Genomic DNA, 20,701 nt, shown 5'->3' with positions numbered 1-20,701 from the left:
ATGTGCGGCACTTTGTACGTCTAATGTCGGGGTACGTCAGAGGTCGGGATGACGAAACAAAGCGCGGAAGTCGACGAACGGGAGAAGAGACTGGGACGCCGGGTGAACGGCAAGGTCTCCACCCTTCTGACCGAGATTGAAAAGGAAGACGTGCCGGATCGTCTTCTCGAGCTGGCAGTCAAGCTTCAGGACGCACTCAACGACAAGCTCGAGCGCTAGTCTGTCGTCCGCACCACCAACCACATCATGACATCCCGCCGGCGATCCTATCCGCACGGCCAGCGCCGCAAGCACCGCGAACAATCCGATACGACGTCAAACGAAAAGCCCGGCGCAAACCGGGCTTTTCTCATGGCTCATGATCTGCAAGGATCAGCGAAAGGCCACCGGTCCGTTGTCGAGCGGCTGGACGGCCATAGGTATGTTGATCGGCATCATGCTGCCGTTCAGACCCTGATAGCGAAAGATGCGGCTGTATTCTCCACCGCGGGTAGCAAGATGGGTTTTGGCCGCGTCGAGGGCCAACTCATACGTGTGGTAACATGACGCGGATTGCACCCCATCTATGACATAGACCCAACCTGTCGCATGGGGCATTATATCGCAGTAGTTTTGCATGTGCGTGCCTCCTTCCCAAAGGCCGGAACTGACTTCACCCAGAAAAGTTCCGTTCGAGGGAAGAAATCCGATTGGTGATCACGTGAGTGTGTGATCCCGTGAGATGTCGGACTTTAATATTATTCGGAACTTTTACCCCGTGTACCCGTTTGGCGATTTGGGCAATGGAGACGATGATGGCAGCCTCTCAGGAAGACTGGATCAAGCATAGAGCCTATCAATTGTGGGAGCTGGAAGGTTACCCTTCCGGCAAGGATATCGAACACTGGGAACGTGCGAAGCTGGAATATACTTCGCTCAAGCCGGTAGCATCCGACGCGGCGCCCGGCCGCAAACGGGCTGCTCCGAAGGCGGAAGTCAAGCCGAAGACCGCCAAGGCAAAGCAGCCAGCAGTTGCGGCTTCTGCCAAACCGGCAGCCACGAAGAAGAGCCCGAAGAAGGCCCCGGCAAAATAGCCTGCGCGCAATAGAGCGCGCCTTAGCATCCACACGAAGATCAAGTCCGGCAGCACCGCTGCCGGGCACGGCTTTTTATTGGGAGTGAACAGATGGCTTCGACGATCGGAATGCATGAATTATCGTTCGGCACCACGAAACATTGCAGCCAGTGGCTTTTGCTTACCGGAAATTTAATCCCCCCCGTTCACGCTATGCTTGGGATGCAGGGCTGATGTGCGCTTATCTCTCACTTGAGCAGCACATTAACCGTCATGATGGGCATGGGAATCGCGCAGGGTCGAACCCTGTCGCTGCCAAGGGGGAAAATGCCGCGATGAAAATTCTATCCGTGACGTCGGAGATCTATCCACTGATCAAAACCGGTGGACTGGCTGACGTGACGGGCTCTCTACCCAAGGCGCTCGGCAAACTCGGCGTAGCAACCACATCGCTCGTCCCCGGATATCCGCGCGTGATGAACCAGATAGGCCAGGCGACGACGCTGATGGCCTTCGACGATCTTCTCGGCGAAAGCGCCACGCTGCTTCATGCCGATGTCGACGGCCTCGACCTTCTCGTTCTGTATTGCCCGGCACTCTACGACCGCTCCGGCGGCCCCTATGTCGATGCCGGCGGCAACGATCATCCCGACAACTGGAAACGTTTCGCCGTTCTGTCGCTGGCGGCCGCCGAAATCGCCAACGGCGCCTTGCCCGGCTGGGTGCCGGACCTCGTCCATACCCACGACTGGCAGTCGGCCATGACCTCGGTCTACATGCGCCAGATGGGCTGCATGACGCCGGTCGTCATCACCATTCACAACCTCGCCTTCCAGGGCCAGTATCCGGCCAACCTGATGCCGCTTCTCGGCCTTCCGCCGGAGGCCTATTCGATGGACCGCCTCGAATATTTCGGCGACATCAGCTTCCTGAAGGGTGGCCTGCAGACGGCCGACGTGATCACCACAGTCAGCCCGACCTATGCGCGCGAAATCCTGACGCCGCGCTTCGGCATGGGCCTCAACGGCGTGTTGAACGAAAAGGTCTCGATGCTGCGCGGCATCGTCAACGGCATCGACCTCGATGTCTGGGACCCGGCGACCGACGAGTTCCTGCCGCAGAATTTCGATATCAACACGCTGCGCCGCAAACGCGACAACCGTCAGCCGCTGCTTGACCGGTTCAACCTCGATGCGGACGATGGCGGGCCGATCTTTGCTGCCGTCAGCCGCCTGACCTGGCAGAAGGGCATCGACATGATGGCCGAGACCGCCGATGAGGTGATCTCCAACGGCGGCCGCATCATCATCGTCGGCCAGGGCGACCATGCGATCGAGCAGGCGCTGCTGGAAACGGCAACCCGCCATCCCGGCCGAATGGCGGTTCATATCGGTTATGACGAGCCGACCGCGCATCTTGTGCAGGCGGGAGCCGACTCGATCGTCCAGCCATCCCGTTTCGAGCCCTGCGGCCTCACCCAGCTCTACGCACTGCGCTATGGCTGCGTGCCGGTCGTGTCGCGCACCGGCGGTCTGTCTGAAACGATCATCGACGCCAATGACGCGGCGATGTCGGCGCGTGTCGCCACCGGTTTCCAGTTCCATCCGGTCACCGCCAACGGCCTGCGCCTGGCGCTGCGCCGCGCCATGCACGCCTATGAGAACCCGAAAATGTGGGCGCGCCTGCAGAACCAGGGCATGAAGACGAAATTCTCCTGGGACCGTTCCGCCCAGCAATATGCCGCCGTCTATGTCGGCCTCGTCAAGACGCCCTCACCGCTCGGCTCGGCGCTGAAACGACTGAAATTCTGGTAACGGGTGAAGGTCCGGCTACGGCTTCAGGAACCATTTCATCCGCCGCAGAAGATGCGGCAGGATGCCGAAATACATGGTCGGCACGATCAGCACCGTAGCAATCAGCATCTTCAGCAGAAACGGGATGTTCTCCAGCCATGGAAACAGGAAATAGACGTAGAAGGATGCGGTCGGAAAGATCCCCATCCAGATGACGAAGGCCATGCGCCAGCGCGCCGGTGGCTTTGGCGGCAGTGCAAGCCCCGTCGCCGAAAACCAAAGATCCTCGGTGTTGAAGATGCGATATTCCGGCGCATGGTCGGACACCGCTTTCAGCCGCTCGTGCCATTCATGGGCGATGTCCGAGTTGCGCCAGGCATCGAGATCCGCCTGAGTGGCGAAGACCTGCACGATATGGAATTCCTCACCCTCCACCCGCGGCGGGATGAGCGTCGAGAACAGATAGCCCGGCGCCTTTGACGAGGCTTCGAGCATGCCGCAGGCGAGCTCCTCGTACTGTCGCTCAAGACCGGCGTTGGCGCGTCTGTGGACGATACGTGTCACTTGCGACATGGCCGGCAATTCCTTTTTCGAAAAGACCATATCCGCGGGAGGAAAGGCTCGGGAAAAGGAGCAGCGGCGGTCGAGAGATTATGCTTTTTGCTAGAAAAGCAGGAGCCGCTTGTCAATGTGAAGAAGCACGGCTTTCGCCGTGCTTCACTTTAAGTCCTGTCGATCAACCAGCGTGCTGCGCCCTCACGGCCGCCTAAACAGCGCGAGGCTTCGGCCTTCCAGCTCGAAATCCTTTTCCTTGGTGATCGTCAGCCCGCGTTTCTTCGTGTCGCAGGTGGTCATTTCCAGCACCCAGCCGCCCTCGCCGAATTGCGGGATGCGGAAAGGCACGGCGCCTTCGAACGGGTTGAACAGCATCAGCACATCGTGCCAGACGCCCTCCTCCTCCTGCAGGTCGGGTCGGCCGATATAGACGCCGAGCGTAGTGCCCTCGTCCCACTGTTCCGGCTGCTGGAAACCACCGCCGGCATTGAACCACTTGATGTCCATGCCGTCGCGCCAGCTTTCGCGGCGCAGCAGCGGTTGCTCGGCTCTCAGCCTGATGATCTCGCGGGTGAACTCGCGCAATGCCTCACAGCTTTCTGGCAGGTCGTCCCAATGGACCCAGGAGATTTCGCTGTCCTGCGCGTAGCCATTGTTATTGCCCATCTGGCTGCGGCCGAATTCGTCGCCGGCCAGCAGCATCGGTGTGCCGTGCGAGAAGAACAGCGTGGCGAGGAAGTTGCGCTTCTGCCGCTCGCGGATATCGTTGATAGCCTCTTCTTCCGTCACGCCTTCCGCGCCGTAATTGTAGGAGCGGTTGTCGTTGTGGCCGTCGTTATTGTCTTCGCCATTCGCCTCGTTGTGCTTCTCGTTATAGGAGACGAGGTCGTTCAGCGTGAAGCCGTCATGGGCGGTGATGAAATTGGTGCTGGCCCAGGGGCGACGGCCGCGCTGGTCGTAGAGATCGCCGGACCCGAGTAGACGGGCAGCGAAATCGGTGGCGACATTGTCGCCCTTCCAGTATTCGCGCACCGTATCGCGATACTTGTCGTTCCATTCGGCCCAGCCAGGCGGGAAGCCACCGACCTGATAGCCCCCGGGACCGATATCCCACGGCTCGCCGATCAGCTTCAGCTTCGACAACACGGGGTCCTGCGTCATCGCATCGAAGAAGCCGCCGCGCTCGTCGAACCCTTCCGGCTCGCGGCCGAGAATGGTGCCGAGATCGAAGCGGAAGCCGTCGACATGCATGCTTTCGGCCCAGTAACGCAGCGAATCCATCACCATCTGCAGCACGCGCGGATGGGAGGTGTTCACCGTGTTCCCCGTGCCGGTGTCGTTGATGTAATAGCGGTGATTGTCCGGCAGCGTCCGATAGTAGGAAAAATTGTCGATGCCCTTGAAGGAGAGGGTCGGGCCAAGCTCGTTGCCTTCGGCCGTGTGGTTATAGACCACGTCGAGGATCACCTCGACGCCGGCATCGTGGAAGGCGCGCACCATGTCGCGGAAGCCCTGGATGCCGTTCGGACCATAGTAGCGCGATGCAGGCGCAAAGAAGCCGAGCGAGTTATAGCCCCAGAAATTCTTCAGGCCCTTGTCGAGCAGGTGCTGGTCGTCGGGGAACCAGTGGATCGGCAAAAGCTCGACGGATGTGATGCCGAGGCTCTTGATATAATCGACCGAAGCCTTGTGGCCCATGCCCTCGAACGTGCCGCGCAACTCCTTCGGGATCGCCGAATTGCGCTGCGTGAAGCCTTTCACATGGGTCTCGTAGACGACCGCATCCGGCCAGCGGATGTTGGGGCGGTTTTTGTCCTGCCAGTCGAATTCGTTCGGATCGATCACCTTGGCCTTCGGCGTGAACGGCGCGCTGTCGCGGGTATCGAAGGTGAGATCCTTCTTCTTGTGCAGAAGATCATAGGCGAAATGCGCCTCGTTCCACTCGATATCGCCGACTAGCTCGCGCGCATAAGGGTCGATCAGCAGTTTTGACGGATTGAACCGGTGTCCGGCCTCCGGCTCGAACGGGCCGTGGACGCGGTAGCCATAAAGTGTGCCCGGCTTCAGTCCCGGCACATAGCCATGCCAGATCTCGTGCGTGTATTCCGGCAGGTCCAGCTTGGCGATCTCTATCTTGCCGCTCGGATCGTAGAGGCACAGCTCGACGCGCGTCGCATGGGCGGAGAAGATTGCGAAATTAATGCCCTCACCGTCAAAATTGGCGCCAAGCCGCGTCCAGTCGCCGGATGTTATGGTGAAGTTGTTGGTCTTCATGTCCATGCCACGCCCCCAGGGTTCGGAAAATTCTGCCTGACAATGGTGCAGCGCGGCATTTGGTTCCGCCGCAGATGGCGGTGTTTTAACGACTGTTCATATTTGTGACCGCGCCGCCACGTTTATGACGAAACTGTGGAACCGAAATGGCGCATACTCCGTTCTACAGTCCGAGTTCGATGGAGGCGACTATGGTCAGGGAATGGTTTGAAGCTGCCGGCTTCGTTGTGATGATCGCAGCCTGCTACATGCTGGTGATACCGGTCTGACGGCTGCATAGCCAAGGTTTCCCGAGGAGGGGAATGGGCCTCGCCAAAAGAGGCCCGACGCTCTCGCGGCCCAGGGAGGTCGCGGGAGCATGAAGAATGTCGATGGCAGCTGCCTCGGCCAAGCACCTCGATGAGCTGTCATTTCGCGCACCATTCCTCCAATTGGACGAAACGCGAAATCGGGAGACAAGCCCTGCCAACAGGCTTTCCCGCCCCTCACCCCTGACATTCAAGCCTTAAAATTGAAGACTGAAATTCAAGGCGAAATTGCGGGAACGTATCGTCTCCGCGACTGTTCGCATCATGTACGAGACGTGGCAATCGCCATCGTCAGACTGCGTCGGGCACGCCGACGCGCCGCGTATGCACGCGAAGGACAAACAAGAACAATCCATAAAGGAGACCGATCATGGCGAAGATCAAATCCGCCAAAATCCTTATTCTTGCCACCGACGGCTATGAGCGCTCGGAGCTGCGCATGCCGATGGAGGAGCTTTCCAGCCGCGGCGCCGATGTGAAGATCGCATCGCTGAGCGCCGGCGAAATCAGGAGTTGGGATGAGACGGACTGGGGCGACACGGTCGCCGTCGATCTGATGGTGACCGACGTGGTCGCCGCCGATTTCGACGCACTGATCCTGCCCGGCGGCCAGATCAACCCGGATGTGCTGCGCAATGACAAGGACGCCGTCGATCTGGTGCGCCGCTTCATCAGCAGCGGCAAGCCGGTGGCGGCCATCTGCCATGGCCCTTGGTTGCTCATCGAAGCGGATGCCCTGCGCGGCCGCGATGCCACCTCCTACAGGTCGATCCGAACCGACATTCGCAATGCCGGCGCCCGCTGGAAGGACGAGGCCGTCGTTGTCGATAGCGGCATCATCACCTCACGTTCCCCGGCCGACCTGCCGCAATTCGTCGAAAGGCTGGTCGCGGAGATCGAGGACGGCCTGCACCAGCGCCGTGCGGCTTGATGCGTCGCTGACTGCCGGCCAGCGGGCCACGGGCGTTTTAAATCATGCCCCCCCAAAGCGCGCGCTCCATCGCTGCTTCAGCCCTCTGCCCATTCTGCGGGACGAGGCTGAAGGGGAGATCAATCCCGTGCTTCGGCATCAAGTCTGAGGAAGTCCACCAGCCGTGCCTCGTCCATCCTCAGCCCGCGTGGCGGCATTCTCCCGCCCTGATCGATCATCTTGCGCAAAGGCTTTTCGTCATCGGCAAGCGCAAGAATACTGGGGTGAATGTAGCTCGATCGGCACACGGCCGGCGTATTCTGCAGAACCTCGGATGCGGCGCTCGTCAGCGCCTTGATCTTGGGTCGCTTGCCATCCTCGCGCAAGCTCTCCCAAGCGGTCATCAAGGCGGCCAGACTTCCGCCCCAGGTACGAAACGTCTTGGCCGACACACCGAACCCGGCCGCCTTGGCGAGATAGGCGTTCAGCCGGCCGGAATCCACCGGGCGGGGCGCGCCCTGTTCGTCGGGAAACGAGAAGAGTTGGCGGCCTGGCAGATCGGCTATCTCTTCCAGGATGCGCTGCAGCCGCGGATGCTTCAGCGTGTGCTGCACCCGCTTGCCGCCCTTTGCCGTGAATTTCAGAAGCACCCCGTCACCGGACAGAACCATGTGGCGTTTGAGCAGCGTCGTCGCGCCATAGGTACGGTTTTCCTTCGCATAGGCCCGGTTTCCGACGCGCAGATGTGTTGCATCCATCAGAGCCACGAGTGCGGCGAGTACGCAGTCGGAGTGATCGAGGCCAAGCGCCAGGTCTTTCTTCACCTTGCGACGTATCCTGGGCAGTGCCTCGCCGAACCGCAGCAGCTGGTCGAATTTCTGCTCGCTTCGGAAGCTCTGCCAATCTGCGTGATAGCGATACTGCTTTCGCCCGCGGGCATCATAGCCGGTCGCCTGCAGGTGGCCGCGCGGATCGATGCAGATCCATACATCGTCATAGGCCGGCGGCAGGGCGAGTGCCGAAATCCGCAGCCGCTCGTCATCGTCCGACAACAGCAGCCCGTCCGGCAGCCTGTAGGAAAAACCCTTTCCGCGCCGCAACCGCCTTATCCCCGGCTCGGTGTCGCTGACATAGGTAAGGCCGATGGCTTCAAGCGAGGCGGGATCGATCTCGACGGTTTTGAGTGACAGGTCCATGATCGCTAGAACGAGAAGACCAGAGCTTCGTTCCTCGTTCCGCAGCGCTCGCCACGCCGCGCCCCGACAGCGTCACTGGGCGAGATTGCGCCATTCGTCGTGACCTTCCTCGCGCTCCATGTTGGCGCGCGGCGCGATCAGCCGCCAGACAAGCCCCTCCGGGCGGAATTCCACATTCACCCGGCCACCGAATGCCGCCGCCGCATGGCGCTGGATAATCGTCGTGCCGAACCCCTTGCGCGACGGTTCGCGCACCAGAGGTCCACCCTCCTCTTCCCAGACCAGCCTGATCAGCGGCCTGGCCTCTGCGCCTTCGACCGGATCCCCATCCGGCGCCACATCCTCCCAGGTCACTCGAACGCGCCCCTGAGGCACCGACAACGCGCCGTATTTGAGCGAATTCGTCGCAAGCTCGTGCAGCACGAGGCCGAGATTTTGCACCGCTTCGGCCTTGAGCATGAAGTCCTCGCCCTGCATCAGCACCCGGTCGCCGGCTTCGAAGGTCGAAAGATGGATGTCGAGCACGCGACACATGCGCACGCCCGCCCACTGCTCCTTGGCAAGCGCCTCGATCGACTTGCCGAGCCCCTGCAGGCGGGTGCCGATTGCCTTCTGGAACTCCGGCATCGTCGTATCCTGCCGGCCGAGCTGGCGCATCATCGCCTGGATCAGTGTCAGGATATTCTTCGTCCGGTGCACCAGTTCATGCAGGATGAGATGGATGCGGTCTTCCGCCTGGCTGCGGTCGAAGGAAGCGTTGGAAAGCGCCACCGCGATCTGGTTCGCCTCGGTGATCCGGGTCTCGACCGGCGGCACGATCTCACCCTTGCCGATCCTTTCCGCCATGTCGGCGATCTGCCGGATCGGCGTGCGAAGCTGCCTTGCGATCGTATAGGCAAGCAGGATTGCCAGCGTCAGAAAGATGACGCCACCGGAAATCAGCTGCTTGAAGGTGGTGATGATACTGCCCTGGGCCGATGCGATCGGCCCCCAGACGACGGCTTTCCAGCTCCATCCGGTAATCTGCGAATAGCCGTACATCTGCTTTTCCGGCCCGTCGACATCCTCGATCGTACCCTTGAAGCCGGTCATCAGCTTCAACGTTTCGGGATCGAAGGCCTGCCCGGACGTCAGATTTTCGGCACCGCCGGAGGCCACCACCTGCCCGCGCCCGTCGACCACGGCAGCCGACCATCCGGCCGGCAACCCGTCGATCGCCACCAGCTTCTGCAAATCGTCGGCATTCTGCGTCATGATGATCGCGGAACCGGAATGCGACAGCTCCTCCGGCAGCGGCATCGCCACATTGAACACGGACCTGCCGCTGGTCCTGCCGTAAAAGACGTCGGAAACTTCGGTAATGCCCGACTTCAGCACCGCCTCGAGCGCCGGCATGTTGGACATTTTCGTCAAGGGGTCGCCGAACGGGGAACGGGTATTCAGGCGCTGCTGGCCATCCTTGTCGACGACGATGACATAGAGCGAATTGGAGCGCAGGCTGCGCTGGGTGCGATCGTGAAAAGCGCGCAGATCGCCGGCTTCAAGCTCCGGCGAAGTGATCAGCAGGCGCAGCGTCGTCGCCATGTCCTGCAACTCGCGATCGACCGAACGGGCGATCAGCTGCGCATCCTCGGCCGTTTCGTTGGCAAGCCCCTCACGTTCCTGGCTTTCGAGTTGCAGGAGCAGGAAGGCGACGAACACCAGAAGCGGGATGGCAACGACCATCACCAGCGCCATCAGATAGGCGCCGATCGAAGCTGTGGGGAAAAGACGGGGGAATTTCAACATTCCGCTGTCTTAAGCCATGAAAATAGCCACGGGCAAAATCTGCCCGGCAATACTGATCATCAGTTGTCCCGCCCTGTGCTAATACATCTTAGCCAAGACGGTTCTATCCGCTTTCGCCGATAGCGCCAAGATTTGTTTGGCACAATACGGGTCAGCATTGATGCGCAGCCTTGCGAAAACGTCTCCGGCCCGTCCCGTTTCGGGACAGGCCGGAAAATGCCTCACGCAGGGATGGCGGCTCAATCCTCTTCGACGAACACCTCTTCGCGCTTCTTGCGCACGCTCGGCAGAAAGACGACGACGAGCACGATCGCGGCGATCAGCAGCAGTCCGGCGCTGATCGGGCGGGAAACGAACGTCGTCGGATCGCCGCGCGACAGGATCATCGCACGTCGCAGGTTTTCTTCGAGCAGCGGTCCAAGCACGAAACCGAGCAGAAGCGGCGCCGGCTCGCAGCGCAGTTTCAGCAGCAGGTAGCCGAGCAGACCGAAGAACGCGACGGCATAGAGGTCGTAGACGTTGGAGTTGACGCTGTAGACCCCGATCGAGCAGAACGCCATGATGATCGGGAAGAGCAGGTAATAGGGGATCGTCAGCAGCTTCACCCACAGCCCGATCAAGGGCAGGTTGAGGATGACGAGCATGAGGTTGCCGATCCACATGGAAGCGATGATGCCCCAGAACAGTGCCGGCTGTTCGGCCGCCACATTCGGCCCCGGAACGATGCCCTGGATGATCATCGCACCGATCATCAGCGCCATGACCGGGTTGGCCGGGATGCCGAGGGTGAGCAGCGGAATGAACGAGGTCTGCGCGCCCGCATTGTTGGCCGATTCCGGACCGGCAACGCCGGCGACCGCGCCATGGCCGAACTCTTCCGGCTTCTTGGACACCTTCTTTTCCACCGTATAGGAGGCGAAGGAGGCGAGGATCGCGCCGCCGCCGGGCAGAATGCCGAGGATGGAGCCGATCGCCGTACCGCGCAGGATCGGCGCAACAATCGCCCGCAGGTCCTCGCGACTCGGCAACAGGCCGGACACTTTCGCCATCAGCACCTCGCGCGTCCTCTCGTTTTCGAGATTGCGCAGGATTTCCGCGATGCCGAAGACACCGACGGCCACCGCGACGAAATTCAACCCGTCGGCATATTCGCGGATACCGAGCGTGAAGCGCGGCGCACCGGTATAGATATCCGTGCCGACAAGACCGAGCAGCAGCCCGAGCGCCACCATGGCCAGCGCCTTGATGATCGAGCCATGGGCAAGCGCGATCGACGAGACGAGGCCGACCACCATCAGCGAGAAATATTCGGCGGCGCCGAACTGCAATGCGATCTCGGTGAGCGGCGGCGCGAAGATGGCAACCAGGAAGGTCGACACCGTGCCGGCGAAGAACGAGCCGATCGCGGCAATCGCAAGAGCCGCCCCGGCCTTGCCCTTGCGCGCCATCTGGTAGCCGTCGATGGCGGTGACGGCCGAGGAGGATTCGCCCGGCATGTTGATCAGGATCGCCGTGGTCGAGCCGCCATATTGCGCGCCGTAATAGATGCCGGCGAGCATGATCAGCGAGGAGACGGGCTCGAGCTGGAAGGTGATCGGCAGAAGCATGGCGATCGTCGCCGTTGCGCCGATACCGGGCAGCACGCCGATCAGCGTGCCGAGCAGAACCCCGATCAGGCAGAAGAACAGGTTCTCGATCGAGCCCGCCGTCTGGAAGCCGAGGAGAAGGTTATTGAACAGATCCATGAAAAAGCTCCCCGAAACCTAAAACCGGACCCACGGCCCGAAGCGCTGGAAGGGCAGTCCGAGGCCGTAAGAGAAGACGAGCACGGAAAACACCGTCAGAAGCGCAGCCAGCACGACCGCCTTCACCGGCGTCATCTTGTGCGAGGCGAAAGCGCCGATCAGTCCGGTGAAGAACAGCGCCGGAACGAAGCCTAGGCCACGCACGGTGATGCCGAAGAAGATCGGTGCGGCGAGGATGAAGACGATACCCCGCCAGGCGATCGGCCCGATCGGCTCTCCCGCCGCGCGAAACGCCTGGAAGAGAATGATCGCCCCGAACAGGATGAGCGCCAGCGCCAGAATGAACGGGAAATACCCCGGCCCCATGCGCAACGCCGTGCCGAGTTCCAGTTCGATCGACTGGTAGGCGAAGAAGAGGCCGACCAGGATCAGCAGGACACCGCAGATCAGGTTGGCCTTGTCGAGTGATTGGGAATTCATGGTGTCTCCGTTGGTGTGGGAGAAGGTCTTGCGTTGATGGCTGGAGGGCGGAAGAGCTTCTGCCACACCGCGCGCAGCGGCCGCCGCCCCTCATCCGCCTGCCGGCACCTTCTCCCCGCAGGCGGGGCGAAGGACCTTTGCTGCACCCACTCGCCCACTCTCCACATCAAAGAGAATTGGAAAGAGTAGCGGCATACGCGTCCCCTCTCCCCGCGCGCGGGGAGAGGGGTAGGGTGAGGGGCAATCACATCCGCAAGGCGAAAGCTTCAGTTCTCAGTCCGCGTACTGTCCCGCGGCCTCGATGATCGGCTTCCAGCGGGTGATTTCGCTTTCCAGCTTGGCCTTCAGCGCCGCCGGCGTGGCGTCCGTTTCCGGCGACGGCGAGGTGCCGAGTTCGGCAAAGCGCTTGGCCACGTTCTCGTCCTTCAGCGCCACCTGCAGCGACTTCGCCAAACGGTCGTTGACCTCTGCCGGCGTGCCCTTCGGCGTGTAGATGCCGTGCCAGATACCCACCGTCATGCTCTCGAGCCCGGCTTCCTTGACGGTCGGCAGGTCCTTGAAGATGTCGAGGCGCTCCGGCGAGGTGACGGCATAAGCCTTGATCGTGCCGCCCTGGATCTGCTTCGTCGTGTTGGTGGTCTGGTCGCACATGATATCGACCTGGCCGCCGAGAAGGTCGGTCATCGCCGGGCCTGTACCCTTGTAGGGAACCGTGACGAGCGGCGTTTCGATGGCGCTCATGAACAGCATGCCGCACAGGTGCGACGCAGCTCCGATGCCGGCATTCGCCACCGTCACCTTGTCGGCATTGGCCTTGGCGTATTCGACAAGCCCCTTCAGGTCCGTCGCTTCCATGTCCTTGCGCGAAACGATCGTCATCGGCACATCGGTAACGAGGCCGACATAGTCGAAGGCGTTCAGGGTGTCGTAGGCAAGCTTGCGGTAGAGCGTGGCGCTGGTCGCCATGCCGATATGATGCAACAGCACTGTGTAGCCATCGGCATCGGCCGCTGCCACACGGCCGGCACCGAGCGTGCCGCCGGCGCCGCCGACATTTTCCACGACGATCTGCTCGCCGAGATCCTTCGACATCGATTCGGCGACGAGACGGGCAACCGTGTCGGTCGGGCCGCCGGCCGCGAACGGCACGACCATGGTGATCTGCCGCTCGGGATACCCTTGCGCATGCGCACCGACGGATGCGAGCGACAGGGTGGCAAGCGCGGTTGCACCGAGAACGGCGTTCAAGAACTTCATGATTTCCTCCTCCAGGGACAGATGTCCCGCCAATATCCGCGGGTGCGCTTCTCCTCCGGCACCTGCTTGACGCGCATTTGCGGGCCGCACGCGAAGGCTGGCAATTGGCTAAACGCAAGCGCGACCGGGATAATGCGCCCGCCGCAATGCAGCATGGGTGGATTTGGGAACAATGGGGAGGAGCCTTGGGTGGATCTCCACCCAAGGCGCTGTGACGGGACAGAAAAGCCCCTTCCCGCCACCGGCCGAACCGGCAGGTCGAGCCTCAGACGAGGCGCGTCAATTTTAAACCCGAGCGCAGAACACGTCGATCGGACCGAGCACCGCCGCCCCGTTTTCCAGCGTCGACCTGTAGCCCGGCATATCGACCGGCATCACGGAACCGAAGCGCGCCGGCAGTCTGAATGTCTGCGCCTCGCGCGTCAGGTTGAAGACGAACAGCAGCTTTTCGCCGCCTTTTTCGCGTACGAAGGCAAGTACGTCCTTGTTCGTCTCGACGAATGTCATGTCGCCATCGATGAGCGCCGGATGCGCCTTGCGGAAGGCGAATGTCTGCCGGTAATGGTCAAGCACCGATCCCGCCAGCGTCTCCTGCGCATCGACGGAGCGGCTCGCATGGTCGGCCGGAACCGGCAGCCATGTCGCAGCCCCTTGCGAAAAGCCCGCATGCGGCGCACCTGCCTCCCACACCATCGGCGTGCGGCACCCGTCGCGCCCCTTGAAGGCCGGCCAGAAGCGGATGCCATAGGGGTCGCGCAGGTCCTCGAAGGCAAGATCGGCTTCCGTCAGCCCCAGTTCCTCGCCCTGATAGAGGCAGATCGAGCCACGCAGGGTGGCGATGATCGAAGCCGACAGCTTCGCCACCCGGTCCTGCTCGTTCGGGTCCTCGATGAACCGTGTCACATGGCGGATCACATCATGGTTGGAAAACGCCCAGCACACCCAGCCATTGACGACGGTATCGAGCACCGTCTGCATCACCTTGCGGATATAGCTCGCCGAAAACGCCGGCCCCAGAAGGTCGAACGTGTAGCACATGTGCAGCTTGTCATTGCCGGTCGTGTAAAGCGCCAGCGTGTTGAGCGATCGCGGGCCGTCACCCACCTCGCCGACCGTCGTGCGGTCGTCATAGCTGTCGAGCAGCGCCCGGAACCGCTTGAGGAACTCGATATTCTCCGGCTGCGTCTTGTCGTAGAGATGGTTCTGCATCGAATACGGATTGGTATCCGTCTCCATGCCCGCGCCCTCGGTGTCATAGACCATCGGCGGATTGTCGCGCAGCTGCCTGTCGTGGAAATAGTAGTTCACGGTGTCGAGCCGGAACCCGTCGACGCCGCGGTCGAGCCAGAACTTCACCGTATCCAGAAGCGCATCCTGGACGTCCGGATTGTGGAAATTCAGGTCGGGCTGCGAGATCAGGAAATTGTGCAGATAATACTGCTTGCGGATACCGTCCCATTCCCACGCCGGCCCGCCGAAGATCGAAAGCCAGTTGGTCGGCGCGGTTCCGTCCGGTTTCGGATCGGCCCATACGAACCAGTCGGCCTTTGCATTGGAGCGGCTTTCCCGGCTTTCGATGAACCACGGATGCCGGTCGGACGTGTGGGAAATCACCTGGTCGATGATTACCTTGAGACCCAGCCGATGCGCCTCCGCCATCATCGCATCGAAATCGGCCAGCGTGCCGAACATCGGGTCGACATTGCAGTAGTCGGAAACGTCGTAGCCCATATCGGCCATTGGCGAGGTAAAGAAGGGCGAGAGCCAGATCGCATCGACACCCAGCGAGGCGACATGGGCGAGCCGCTGCGTGATGCCCTTGATGTCACCGATACCGTCGCCGTTCGTATCCTGAAAGGAACGCGGATAGATCTGGTAGATCACCGCCCCGCGCCACCAGTCCGCACCCGATCTCTTCTGCACTTCGCTCGCCATGCTGCGCTTCTCCTTTCCCGATGTTCCCAAGTCGACCTGAAGCCCAACCTAGAGCCACGACATCAAAAGACAACGCGCAATCTTGCACCGCACACGCTCTTGTCAGACATCCCGGTTCGGCCTATGCGACGGTACCAAATAAGGAGGACGGACTATTGGGCGGAAAGCTTCTCTCGATCGGCGAATGCATGGTGGAACTGTCGCAGGCGGGCGAGGGCCTGCTGCGCAAGGGCTTTGCCGGCGACACGTTCAACACCGCCTGGTACGCCCGCGCCTGCTTCTCCCCAGACTGGACGGTCGACTATTTCTCCGCCGTCGGCGATGACCCGATGTCCTCCGATATGCTGGCGATGATGCAGCAGGCCGGCATCGGTACCGATCTCGTGCGCCGCATTCCCGGCAAGACGCCCGGCCTCTACCTGATCACCCTGAAGGACGGCGAGCGTACCTTCAGCTACTGGCGCGACTCGGCAGCGGCAAGGAAGCTTGCCGATGACGCCGACCACCTGCGCGCCGCGATCGAAAGCGCCGACATCGTCTATTTCTCGGGCATCACGCTCGGCATTCTGGCCCCCGAGGCCGTCGACACGCTGCTGTCGGAAGCCCGCCGCGCGAAGGCCATGGGCAGGATCGTCGCCTTCGACCCGAACATCCGCCCGCGGCTCTGGCCGAACCGCGAATACATGCTGAAGACGATCGAGGATGGCGCCCGCGCCGCCTCTCTCGTCCTCCCGAGCTTCGACGACGAGGCCACCCACTTCGGCGACGCGGACGAGGCCGCAACCATCGCCCGCTACCGCGGCTACGGCGTCGAGAACATCGTCGTCAAGAATGGCCCCTCGGGCGTAACCCTCGCCTTCGGAGCCGGCCCATCCATCCACGTGCCCTCGGTGAAGGTCGACACGGTGGTCGATACGACAAGCGCAGGCGACAGCTTCAACGGCGGCTTCCTGGCCAAGCTCGTAACCGGCGGCACACCGGCAAAGGCCGCAGCAAACGGCGCCGCCGTCGCCGCCACCGTCATCGGCCATCACGGCGCGCTGATCAGCCCGGAGCTTTTGCCGCGGTAAACGGAGCGCCGCGGGTAACGAAGAGAAAGGCGGGAACGCGGCGACTGCGCTCTCAAGATATTGGCGGAATCGCCTGTTCAGTTTCTTCGCATTCAATCTCAGCTTAGACGGCGGTCACGAATGTCACCGGGAACCCCTTCATCACCGAGTTGGCAACCGTGCAGATGGCTCGTGCCCGCGCCACCACCTCGTCAGCGCGAGTGCCTTCTGTCGTGATGCATCGCACGTCCACTCTCGCCGATGTCGCCACCAGCGGTTTGCCTTCCAGCTCGAGCGCCACCGTCACCGCAATCTCGCCGAGTTCAACCTCAATGTCGTACGCGGCATAGCGCAGGTCATTGCAAAAGCAACCGCCGATCGAAAGGGCCAGAAGCTGCCCACCGTTGAAGCCGAGGCCCAAACCTCCTGCCCTTCCCTCGGGGCGATCGACGATGATCGTGTGCGAACCAGCCCACCCCATCGCCGCCTCGGTCCCGGCAACATTGCGCAATTCTACGACAGACAACACCATTGCACACACCTCGCCCGTTTGAATGACGTTCACGACCTGGACTTCATGCGATGAGCGCGATACCCGCTTCATCGCCCTGTCACGAAATTCCCCGATAGAGAGCACGAAAAGCGGTCGACATGCGAGTCGCCTGCGAATCGGCAACGGGGCTCGGGCCGCGCATGACCAGAATTACCATCGTCACGGATGCCTGGTATCCTCAGGTGAACGGCGTCGTCCGTTCGATCGAGAATACCAATCGGGAATTGACCCGCATGGGCGTCGAGGTGTGCATGGTCACGCCGAAGGATTTCGCCAACATCCCCTGCCCCACCTACCCCGAAATCCGGCTGTCGATGACGACCTATGCGCAGGTCGCAGGCGCCATCGAGAAGACCTTGCCGACGGCGGTGCATATCGCCACCGAAGGTCCGCTCGGGCTGATCGCGCGACGCTGGTGTCTGAAGAACGACATGCCGTTCTCCACCAGCTACCACACACGCTTTCCGGAATATGTGGCAGCCCGTTTCCCGGTGCCGATCCGCTGGATGCAAGGCTTCGTCCGCTGGTTCCACAACGCCGGCAACGGCTGCATGGTGGCGACCGCAAGCCTTGAGCGCGAACTGTCGAAGATCGGCATCCGCAATCTGCTGCGCTGGAGCCGCGGCATAGATCAGACGGTGTTCCACCCGATGGAACGCGAAGAGCATCCCTTCGACCTGCCGCGTCCGATCTTCATGACGGTCGGCCGTGTCGCGGTGGAAAAGAACCTGCCCGCCTTTCTCGACCTAGACCTCCCCGGCTCCAAGGTCGTCGTCGGCGACGGACCGGCGCTGGCGGACCTGAAGAGGAAGTATCCGAACGTCCTCTTTACCGGCATGAAGACAGGCGAGGAACTGGCGAAGGCCTATGCCCAGGCCGACGTCTTCGTCTTCCCGTCGAAGACCGACACGTTCGGCAACACGATATTGGAAGCTTTGGCGAGCGGGGTTCCGGTCGCGGCCTATCCGGTCATGGGACCGATCGACATCATCGAGGAAGGGTCGGGCGCCGGCGCGCTGGACGAAGATCTGCGGACGGCCTGCCTCAAGGCGCTCGAATGCCGGCGCGAGGATGCCAGCCATCTGGCTAGGCACTACACATGGGAAGCGGCATCGAAACAGTTTCTCGGCAATGTGCTGAAGGCTCAGGCGAGCCGCACCCTGCCGGTCGCCTGACAGTCGAGGAAAGCGCCGCCTGAGCCAGCCCCGCAAGGCAGAACCGGCTCAGGATGGCCTCGTGCCAGAACCGAAACCCGCCGCGTTCAGGAACACACGGCGGATCGGAAACGATTAGAGCGGATCTACCGCCTCACCCGTCACGCCAGCGGAAATATGCGACGCCGCTGACGCCCAGACAGAATGCCGCGATAAGACCTGCTACGATCATGAAAGTCCTCCCAAGCTGACGCATCGGCCGAAACCTTGAGAACAGGATCCGGATTTGACGATGCGCGATCTCCCAAAACGACGGTGCCCCGTGGCACCGGCGTCCGGCTTGTGAGTCCTCCAACTGCACAGGCCAGGGTGGCAGTGCATCATGGAATGCTAAAAATAGCAAGCAGACCGGGAAGAACCCGGATCAGCGCTTCTTGCGCCGTCCCTCGAACGGGTTGTCGCCCGCTTTGAAATGGATGCGGATCGGCACGCCGGGCATCTGGAAATCGTTGCGCAAGCCGTTGATCATGTAGCGGATATAGCTCTCCGGCAGCGCGTCGGGACGCGTGCAGGACACCATGAATGCCGGCGGACGGGCCTTCACCTGGGTCATGTATTTCAGCTTCAGGCGGCGGCCGGAAACTGCCGGTGGCGGATGCTGGATCTGCGTGCCTTCCAGCCATTTGTTGAGCTTGGCCGTCGAGATACGCTTGTTCCACACCTTGTCGGTGGCGATGATTTCCTGCATCAGCTTGTCGAGGCCGTAGCCCGTCTGCCCGGAAATCGGCACGGCACGCAGGCCGCGCGCCTGCGGCAGCAACCGCTCGGTCTTTTCGCGCAACTCTGCCAGAACCGCCTGCGGATCTTCGATGAGATCCCACTTGTTGAACGCCAGCACGGCGGCACGCCCTTCGCGAAGCACCAGATCGGCGAGCTGCAGATCCTGTTTCTCGAACGGGATCGTCGCATCGAAAACGATCACCACGGTCTCGGCAAAACGGATGGACCGCAGCGAATCCGCCACCGAAAGCTTTTCGAGCTTCTCGGTCACGCGTGCCTTGCGGCGCATGCCGGCGGTGTCGAACATCTTGATCGTGCGGCCGCGCCAGTCCCATTCGACAGAAATGCTGTCGCGGGTAATGCCCGCTTCCGGGCCGGTCAGAAGCCGGTCTTCACCGAGAAACCGGTTGATCAGCGTCGACTTGCCGGCATTCGGTCTACCGATGATGGCGACGCGCAGCGGCAGGGTCTCGTCATAATCCGGCTCGTCGTCGGCCTCGTCGCCCAGCACGCTGTCGCGTACGTCGACATCGGTCTCGGCGACGTCCTCATCGTCCTCCGGGAAGGCGCGGTCCTCGCCCATCGCCTCGACGATCGCATCCCTGAGATCGATCATGCCCTGGCCGTGTTCGGCCGAGATCGGAACCGGCTCGCCGAGCCCCAGCGTATAGGCATCGTAAAAGCCGCCGTCCGAGCCCTTGGCTTCGGACTTGTTGGCAACCAGCACGACGGGCTTGCCGCTGCGGCGCAAAAGCTCGCCGAACGTCTTGTCGAGCGGCGTCAGGCCGAATTTGGCATCGACGACGAAAAGCGTGAGATCCGCCTCCTCGATCGCCATCTCTGTCTGGGCGCGCATGCGGCCCTCGAGCGTGTCCGGCCCGACTTCCTCAAGACCGGCTGTATCGATGATGGTGAAACGCAGGTCAACGAGCTTCGCGTCGCCCGGACGGCGGTCGCGGGTAACCCCCGGCGTGTCATCGACAAGCGCCAGCTTCTTTCCGACGAGGCGGTTGAAAAGCGTGGACTTGCCGACATTCGGACGTCCGACGATGGCGACGGTGAAGCTCATTTTTAATCCCTCAAGCCCTTAAAAGTCCCGTAGGGACTTAGGGCGCCTTGCCCGATGCGGCGATGTTGTCGAGCATGATCTGTGCGCGGTTCGCCACATTGCGAGGCGCGGTCGTGTCTTCGGCCACCTGCTGGAACCACTGTTTTGCCTGCGGCATGTTGCCGGCCTTGTAGGCGGCAAGGCCGAGCGCCTCGCGGGCGGAATTGGCCAGCACATGGCCCTGGCTCGCCAGAACCTGCGCCTGCGCCGAAACCTCTTCATAGGAACCGGTATCGACCAGGATGAAGGCGGCCCGCAGCTTGGCGAGATCGCGGATGGCTTCCGGCACGCCATTGTCGCCGCCGACCTGGACATAGGCGGCAACCGCGGCAGCCTGATCGCCCTTGGCCTGCTGCACGGAGGCAGCCCGCAGCTTGGCGAGAACCGGATAGGAACCCGTGCCGTCCTGCTCGATGGCGGAAAGGGCCGCCAGCGCCTCGTCGTTCTTGCCTTCGGAAGCCAAAGTCAGCGCGGCGATGAACCGGTCACCCGACTGCGACGAACCATGCGTTTCCCAATATTCGTATCCGCGCCAGCCGGCAGTGCCGATGACGATCAGCGCAGCCACGCCGATGGCGATCCGGCCGTAACGCTTCCAGGCATTGTGCATCTGGTCGGAGCGAAGCTCGTCGTTCACTTCACGGAAAAAACTGTCGTCGTTATGCGCCATCGAAGTCTCCGGCCCCATCAAGGCCAATCGTGGGCCGGTCATGCGGCCAATGCTCAGGAAAGCGCCTTCTAGCCTATTTTGTCGAGGATGTA

19 protein-coding genes are annotated in these 20,701 nt (G+C 61.8%); 7 read left to right on the top strand and 12 right to left on the bottom strand.

The genetic code is table 11. The features are described from left to right. Positions 1-48 precede the first annotated feature (48 nt). Positions 49-219, top strand: coding sequence for a hypothetical protein (locus AC0JZ4_RS11535; protein ID WP_471886516.1), 171 nt, complete (start codon positions 49-51; stop codon positions 217-219). Between the two features lie 153 nt (positions 220-372). Here the strand turns inward: AC0JZ4_RS11535 and AC0JZ4_RS11530 are convergent, their stop codons facing one another. Continuing rightward, the gene (locus AC0JZ4_RS11530; protein ID WP_471886515.1) at positions 373-618 is read right to left on the bottom strand and encodes a hypothetical protein; all 246 of its coding nucleotides are present in this window, start codon (positions 616-618) and stop codon (positions 373-375) included. 176 nt (positions 619-794) lie between these two features. Between AC0JZ4_RS11530 and AC0JZ4_RS11525 the strand changes: the two genes are divergently transcribed. Together AC0JZ4_RS11525 and glgA are read left to right on the top strand one after the other, a co-directional pair. Then, positions 795-1,073, top strand: coding sequence for a DUF2934 domain-containing protein (locus AC0JZ4_RS11525; RefSeq protein WP_471886514.1), 279 nt, complete (start codon positions 795-797; stop codon positions 1,071-1,073). Between the two features lie 316 nt (positions 1,074-1,389). Continuing rightward, complete coding sequence (glgA, locus tag AC0JZ4_RS11520; RefSeq protein WP_471886513.1) at positions 1,390-2,868, top strand: glycogen synthase GlgA; 1,479 nt, start codon at positions 1,390-1,392, stop codon at positions 2,866-2,868. 15 nt (positions 2,869-2,883) lie between these two features. Here the strand turns inward: glgA and AC0JZ4_RS11515 are convergent, their stop codons facing one another. Continuing rightward, positions 2,884-3,420: an antibiotic biosynthesis monooxygenase gene (locus tag AC0JZ4_RS11515; RefSeq protein WP_471886512.1), complete on the bottom strand. Its 537-nt coding sequence runs from the start codon at positions 3,418-3,420 to the stop codon at positions 2,884-2,886. 183 nt (positions 3,421-3,603) lie between these two features. Continuing rightward, positions 3,604-5,682, bottom strand: coding sequence for a glycogen debranching protein GlgX (gene glgX, locus AC0JZ4_RS11510; protein ID WP_471886511.1), 2,079 nt, complete (start codon positions 5,680-5,682; stop codon positions 3,604-3,606). 140 nt (positions 5,683-5,822) lie between these two features. On the opposite strand from glgX, the gene AC0JZ4_RS11505 reads away from it, so the two are divergent. Together AC0JZ4_RS11505 and AC0JZ4_RS11500 are read left to right on the top strand one after the other, a co-directional pair. Then, positions 5,823-5,945 carry a hypothetical protein gene (locus AC0JZ4_RS11505; protein WP_471886510.1) on the top strand — a complete coding sequence of 41 codons (123 nt, stop codon included), beginning with the start codon at positions 5,823-5,825 and terminating at the stop codon, positions 5,943-5,945. 409 nt (positions 5,946-6,354) lie between these two features. Continuing rightward, a complete protein-coding gene (locus tag AC0JZ4_RS11500; protein WP_471886509.1) occupies positions 6,355-6,915 on the top strand; it encodes a type 1 glutamine amidotransferase domain-containing protein in 561 nt (186 codons plus the stop codon). A gap of 119 nt (positions 6,916-7,034) precedes the next feature. Here AC0JZ4_RS11500 and AC0JZ4_RS11495 read toward each other — a convergent pair whose 3' ends face one another. The 6 genes from AC0JZ4_RS11495 to bglA form a co-directional block, all read right to left on the bottom strand. Further along, on the bottom strand, positions 7,035-8,063 hold the full coding sequence (locus AC0JZ4_RS11495) for a DNA topoisomerase IB (protein ID WP_471887867.1): 1,029 nt from the start codon (positions 8,061-8,063) through the stop codon (positions 7,035-7,037). A gap of 99 nt (positions 8,064-8,162) precedes the next feature. Further along, entirely contained in the window at positions 8,163-9,875 is a 1,713-nt protein-coding gene (locus AC0JZ4_RS11490; RefSeq protein ID WP_471887866.1) for an HWE histidine kinase domain-containing protein, read from the bottom strand. 242 nt (positions 9,876-10,117) lie between these two features. Continuing rightward, a complete protein-coding gene (locus AC0JZ4_RS11485; protein ID WP_471886508.1) occupies positions 10,118-11,623 on the bottom strand; it encodes a tripartite tricarboxylate transporter permease in 1,506 nt (501 codons plus the stop codon). Between the two features lie 18 nt (positions 11,624-11,641). Further along, positions 11,642-12,103, bottom strand: coding sequence for a tripartite tricarboxylate transporter TctB family protein (locus AC0JZ4_RS11480; RefSeq protein ID WP_471886507.1), 462 nt, complete (start codon positions 12,101-12,103; stop codon positions 11,642-11,644). Between the two features lie 273 nt (positions 12,104-12,376). Then, positions 12,377-13,360, bottom strand: a complete 984-nt coding sequence (locus AC0JZ4_RS11475; RefSeq protein WP_471886506.1) for a tripartite tricarboxylate transporter substrate-binding protein — start codon at positions 13,358-13,360, stop codon at positions 12,377-12,379. Between the two features lie 285 nt (positions 13,361-13,645). Continuing rightward, positions 13,646-15,295, bottom strand: coding sequence for a beta-galactosidase BglA (gene bglA, locus AC0JZ4_RS11470; protein ID WP_471886505.1), 1,650 nt, complete (start codon positions 15,293-15,295; stop codon positions 13,646-13,648). 155 nt (positions 15,296-15,450) lie between these two features. On the opposite strand from bglA, the gene AC0JZ4_RS11465 reads away from it, so the two are divergent. After that, complete coding sequence (locus tag AC0JZ4_RS11465; RefSeq protein WP_471886504.1) at positions 15,451-16,365, top strand: sugar kinase; 915 nt, start codon at positions 15,451-15,453, stop codon at positions 16,363-16,365. Between the two features lie 103 nt (positions 16,366-16,468). Here AC0JZ4_RS11465 and AC0JZ4_RS11460 read toward each other — a convergent pair whose 3' ends face one another. Then, positions 16,469-16,876 (bottom strand): OsmC family protein, encoded by a 408-nt coding sequence (locus AC0JZ4_RS11460; RefSeq protein ID WP_471887865.1) that lies wholly within the window; start codon positions 16,874-16,876, stop codon positions 16,469-16,471. 161 nt (positions 16,877-17,037) lie between these two features. On the opposite strand from AC0JZ4_RS11460, the gene AC0JZ4_RS11455 reads away from it, so the two are divergent. Then, positions 17,038-18,072: a glycosyltransferase family 4 protein gene (locus AC0JZ4_RS11455; protein WP_471886503.1), complete on the top strand. Its 1,035-nt coding sequence runs from the start codon at positions 17,038-17,040 to the stop codon at positions 18,070-18,072. A 403-nt stretch (positions 18,073-18,475) separates the two neighbouring features. Here the strand turns inward: AC0JZ4_RS11455 and der are convergent, their stop codons facing one another. Both der and AC0JZ4_RS11445 read right to left on the bottom strand, forming a co-directional pair. After that, the gene (gene der / locus AC0JZ4_RS11450) at positions 18,476-19,900 is read right to left on the bottom strand and encodes a ribosome biogenesis GTPase Der (RefSeq protein WP_471886502.1); all 1,425 of its coding nucleotides are present in this window, start codon (positions 19,898-19,900) and stop codon (positions 18,476-18,478) included. A 37-nt stretch (positions 19,901-19,937) separates the two neighbouring features. After that, complete coding sequence (locus AC0JZ4_RS11445) at positions 19,938-20,609, bottom strand: tetratricopeptide repeat protein (RefSeq protein ID WP_471886501.1); 672 nt, start codon at positions 20,607-20,609, stop codon at positions 19,938-19,940. Positions 20,610-20,701: the final 92 nt, after the last annotated feature.

The sequence above is a fragment of the [Rhizobium] kunmingense genome, from assembly GCF_977018605.1.
The sequence above is the reverse complement of the archived record's forward strand: the minus strand, read 5'-3'. Positions and strand labels throughout refer to the sequence as shown.

Coding starts and splice junctions, on each gene's coding strand:
- AC0JZ4_RS11535 (WP_471886516.1), top strand. CDS start 49: ATGACGAAACAAAGCGCGGAAGTCGACGAACGGGAGAAGAGACTGGGA.
- AC0JZ4_RS11530 (WP_471886515.1), bottom strand. CDS start 618: ATGCAAAACTACTGCGATATAATGCCCCATGCGACAGGTTGGGTCTAT.
- AC0JZ4_RS11525 (WP_471886514.1), top strand. CDS start 795: ATGGCAGCCTCTCAGGAAGACTGGATCAAGCATAGAGCCTATCAATTG.
- glgA (WP_471886513.1), top strand. CDS start 1,390: ATGAAAATTCTATCCGTGACGTCGGAGATCTATCCACTGATCAAAACC.
- AC0JZ4_RS11515 (WP_471886512.1), bottom strand. CDS start 3,420: ATGTCGCAAGTGACACGTATCGTCCACAGACGCGCCAACGCCGGTCTT.
- glgX (WP_471886511.1), bottom strand. CDS start 5,682: ATGGACATGAAGACCAACAACTTCACCATAACATCCGGCGACTGGACG.
- AC0JZ4_RS11505 (WP_471886510.1), top strand. CDS start 5,823: ATGGCGCATACTCCGTTCTACAGTCCGAGTTCGATGGAGGCGACTATG.
- AC0JZ4_RS11500 (WP_471886509.1), top strand. CDS start 6,355: ATGGCGAAGATCAAATCCGCCAAAATCCTTATTCTTGCCACCGACGGC.
- AC0JZ4_RS11485 (WP_471886508.1), bottom strand. CDS start 11,623: ATGGATCTGTTCAATAACCTTCTCCTCGGCTTCCAGACGGCGGGCTCG.
- AC0JZ4_RS11480 (WP_471886507.1), bottom strand. CDS start 12,103: ATGAATTCCCAATCACTCGACAAGGCCAACCTGATCTGCGGTGTCCTG.
- AC0JZ4_RS11475 (WP_471886506.1), bottom strand. CDS start 13,360: ATGAAGTTCTTGAACGCCGTTCTCGGTGCAACCGCGCTTGCCACCCTG.
- bglA (WP_471886505.1), bottom strand. CDS start 15,295: ATGGCGAGCGAAGTGCAGAAGAGATCGGGTGCGGACTGGTGGCGCGGG.
- AC0JZ4_RS11460 (WP_471887865.1), bottom strand. CDS start 16,876: ATGGTGTTGTCTGTCGTAGAATTGCGCAATGTTGCCGGGACCGAGGCG.
- AC0JZ4_RS11455 (WP_471886503.1), top strand. CDS start 17,038: ATGACCAGAATTACCATCGTCACGGATGCCTGGTATCCTCAGGTGAAC.
- der (WP_471886502.1), bottom strand. CDS start 19,900: ATGAGCTTCACCGTCGCCATCGTCGGACGTCCGAATGTCGGCAAGTCC.
- AC0JZ4_RS11445 (WP_471886501.1), bottom strand. CDS start 20,609: ATGGCGCATAACGACGACAGTTTTTTCCGTGAAGTGAACGACGAGCTT.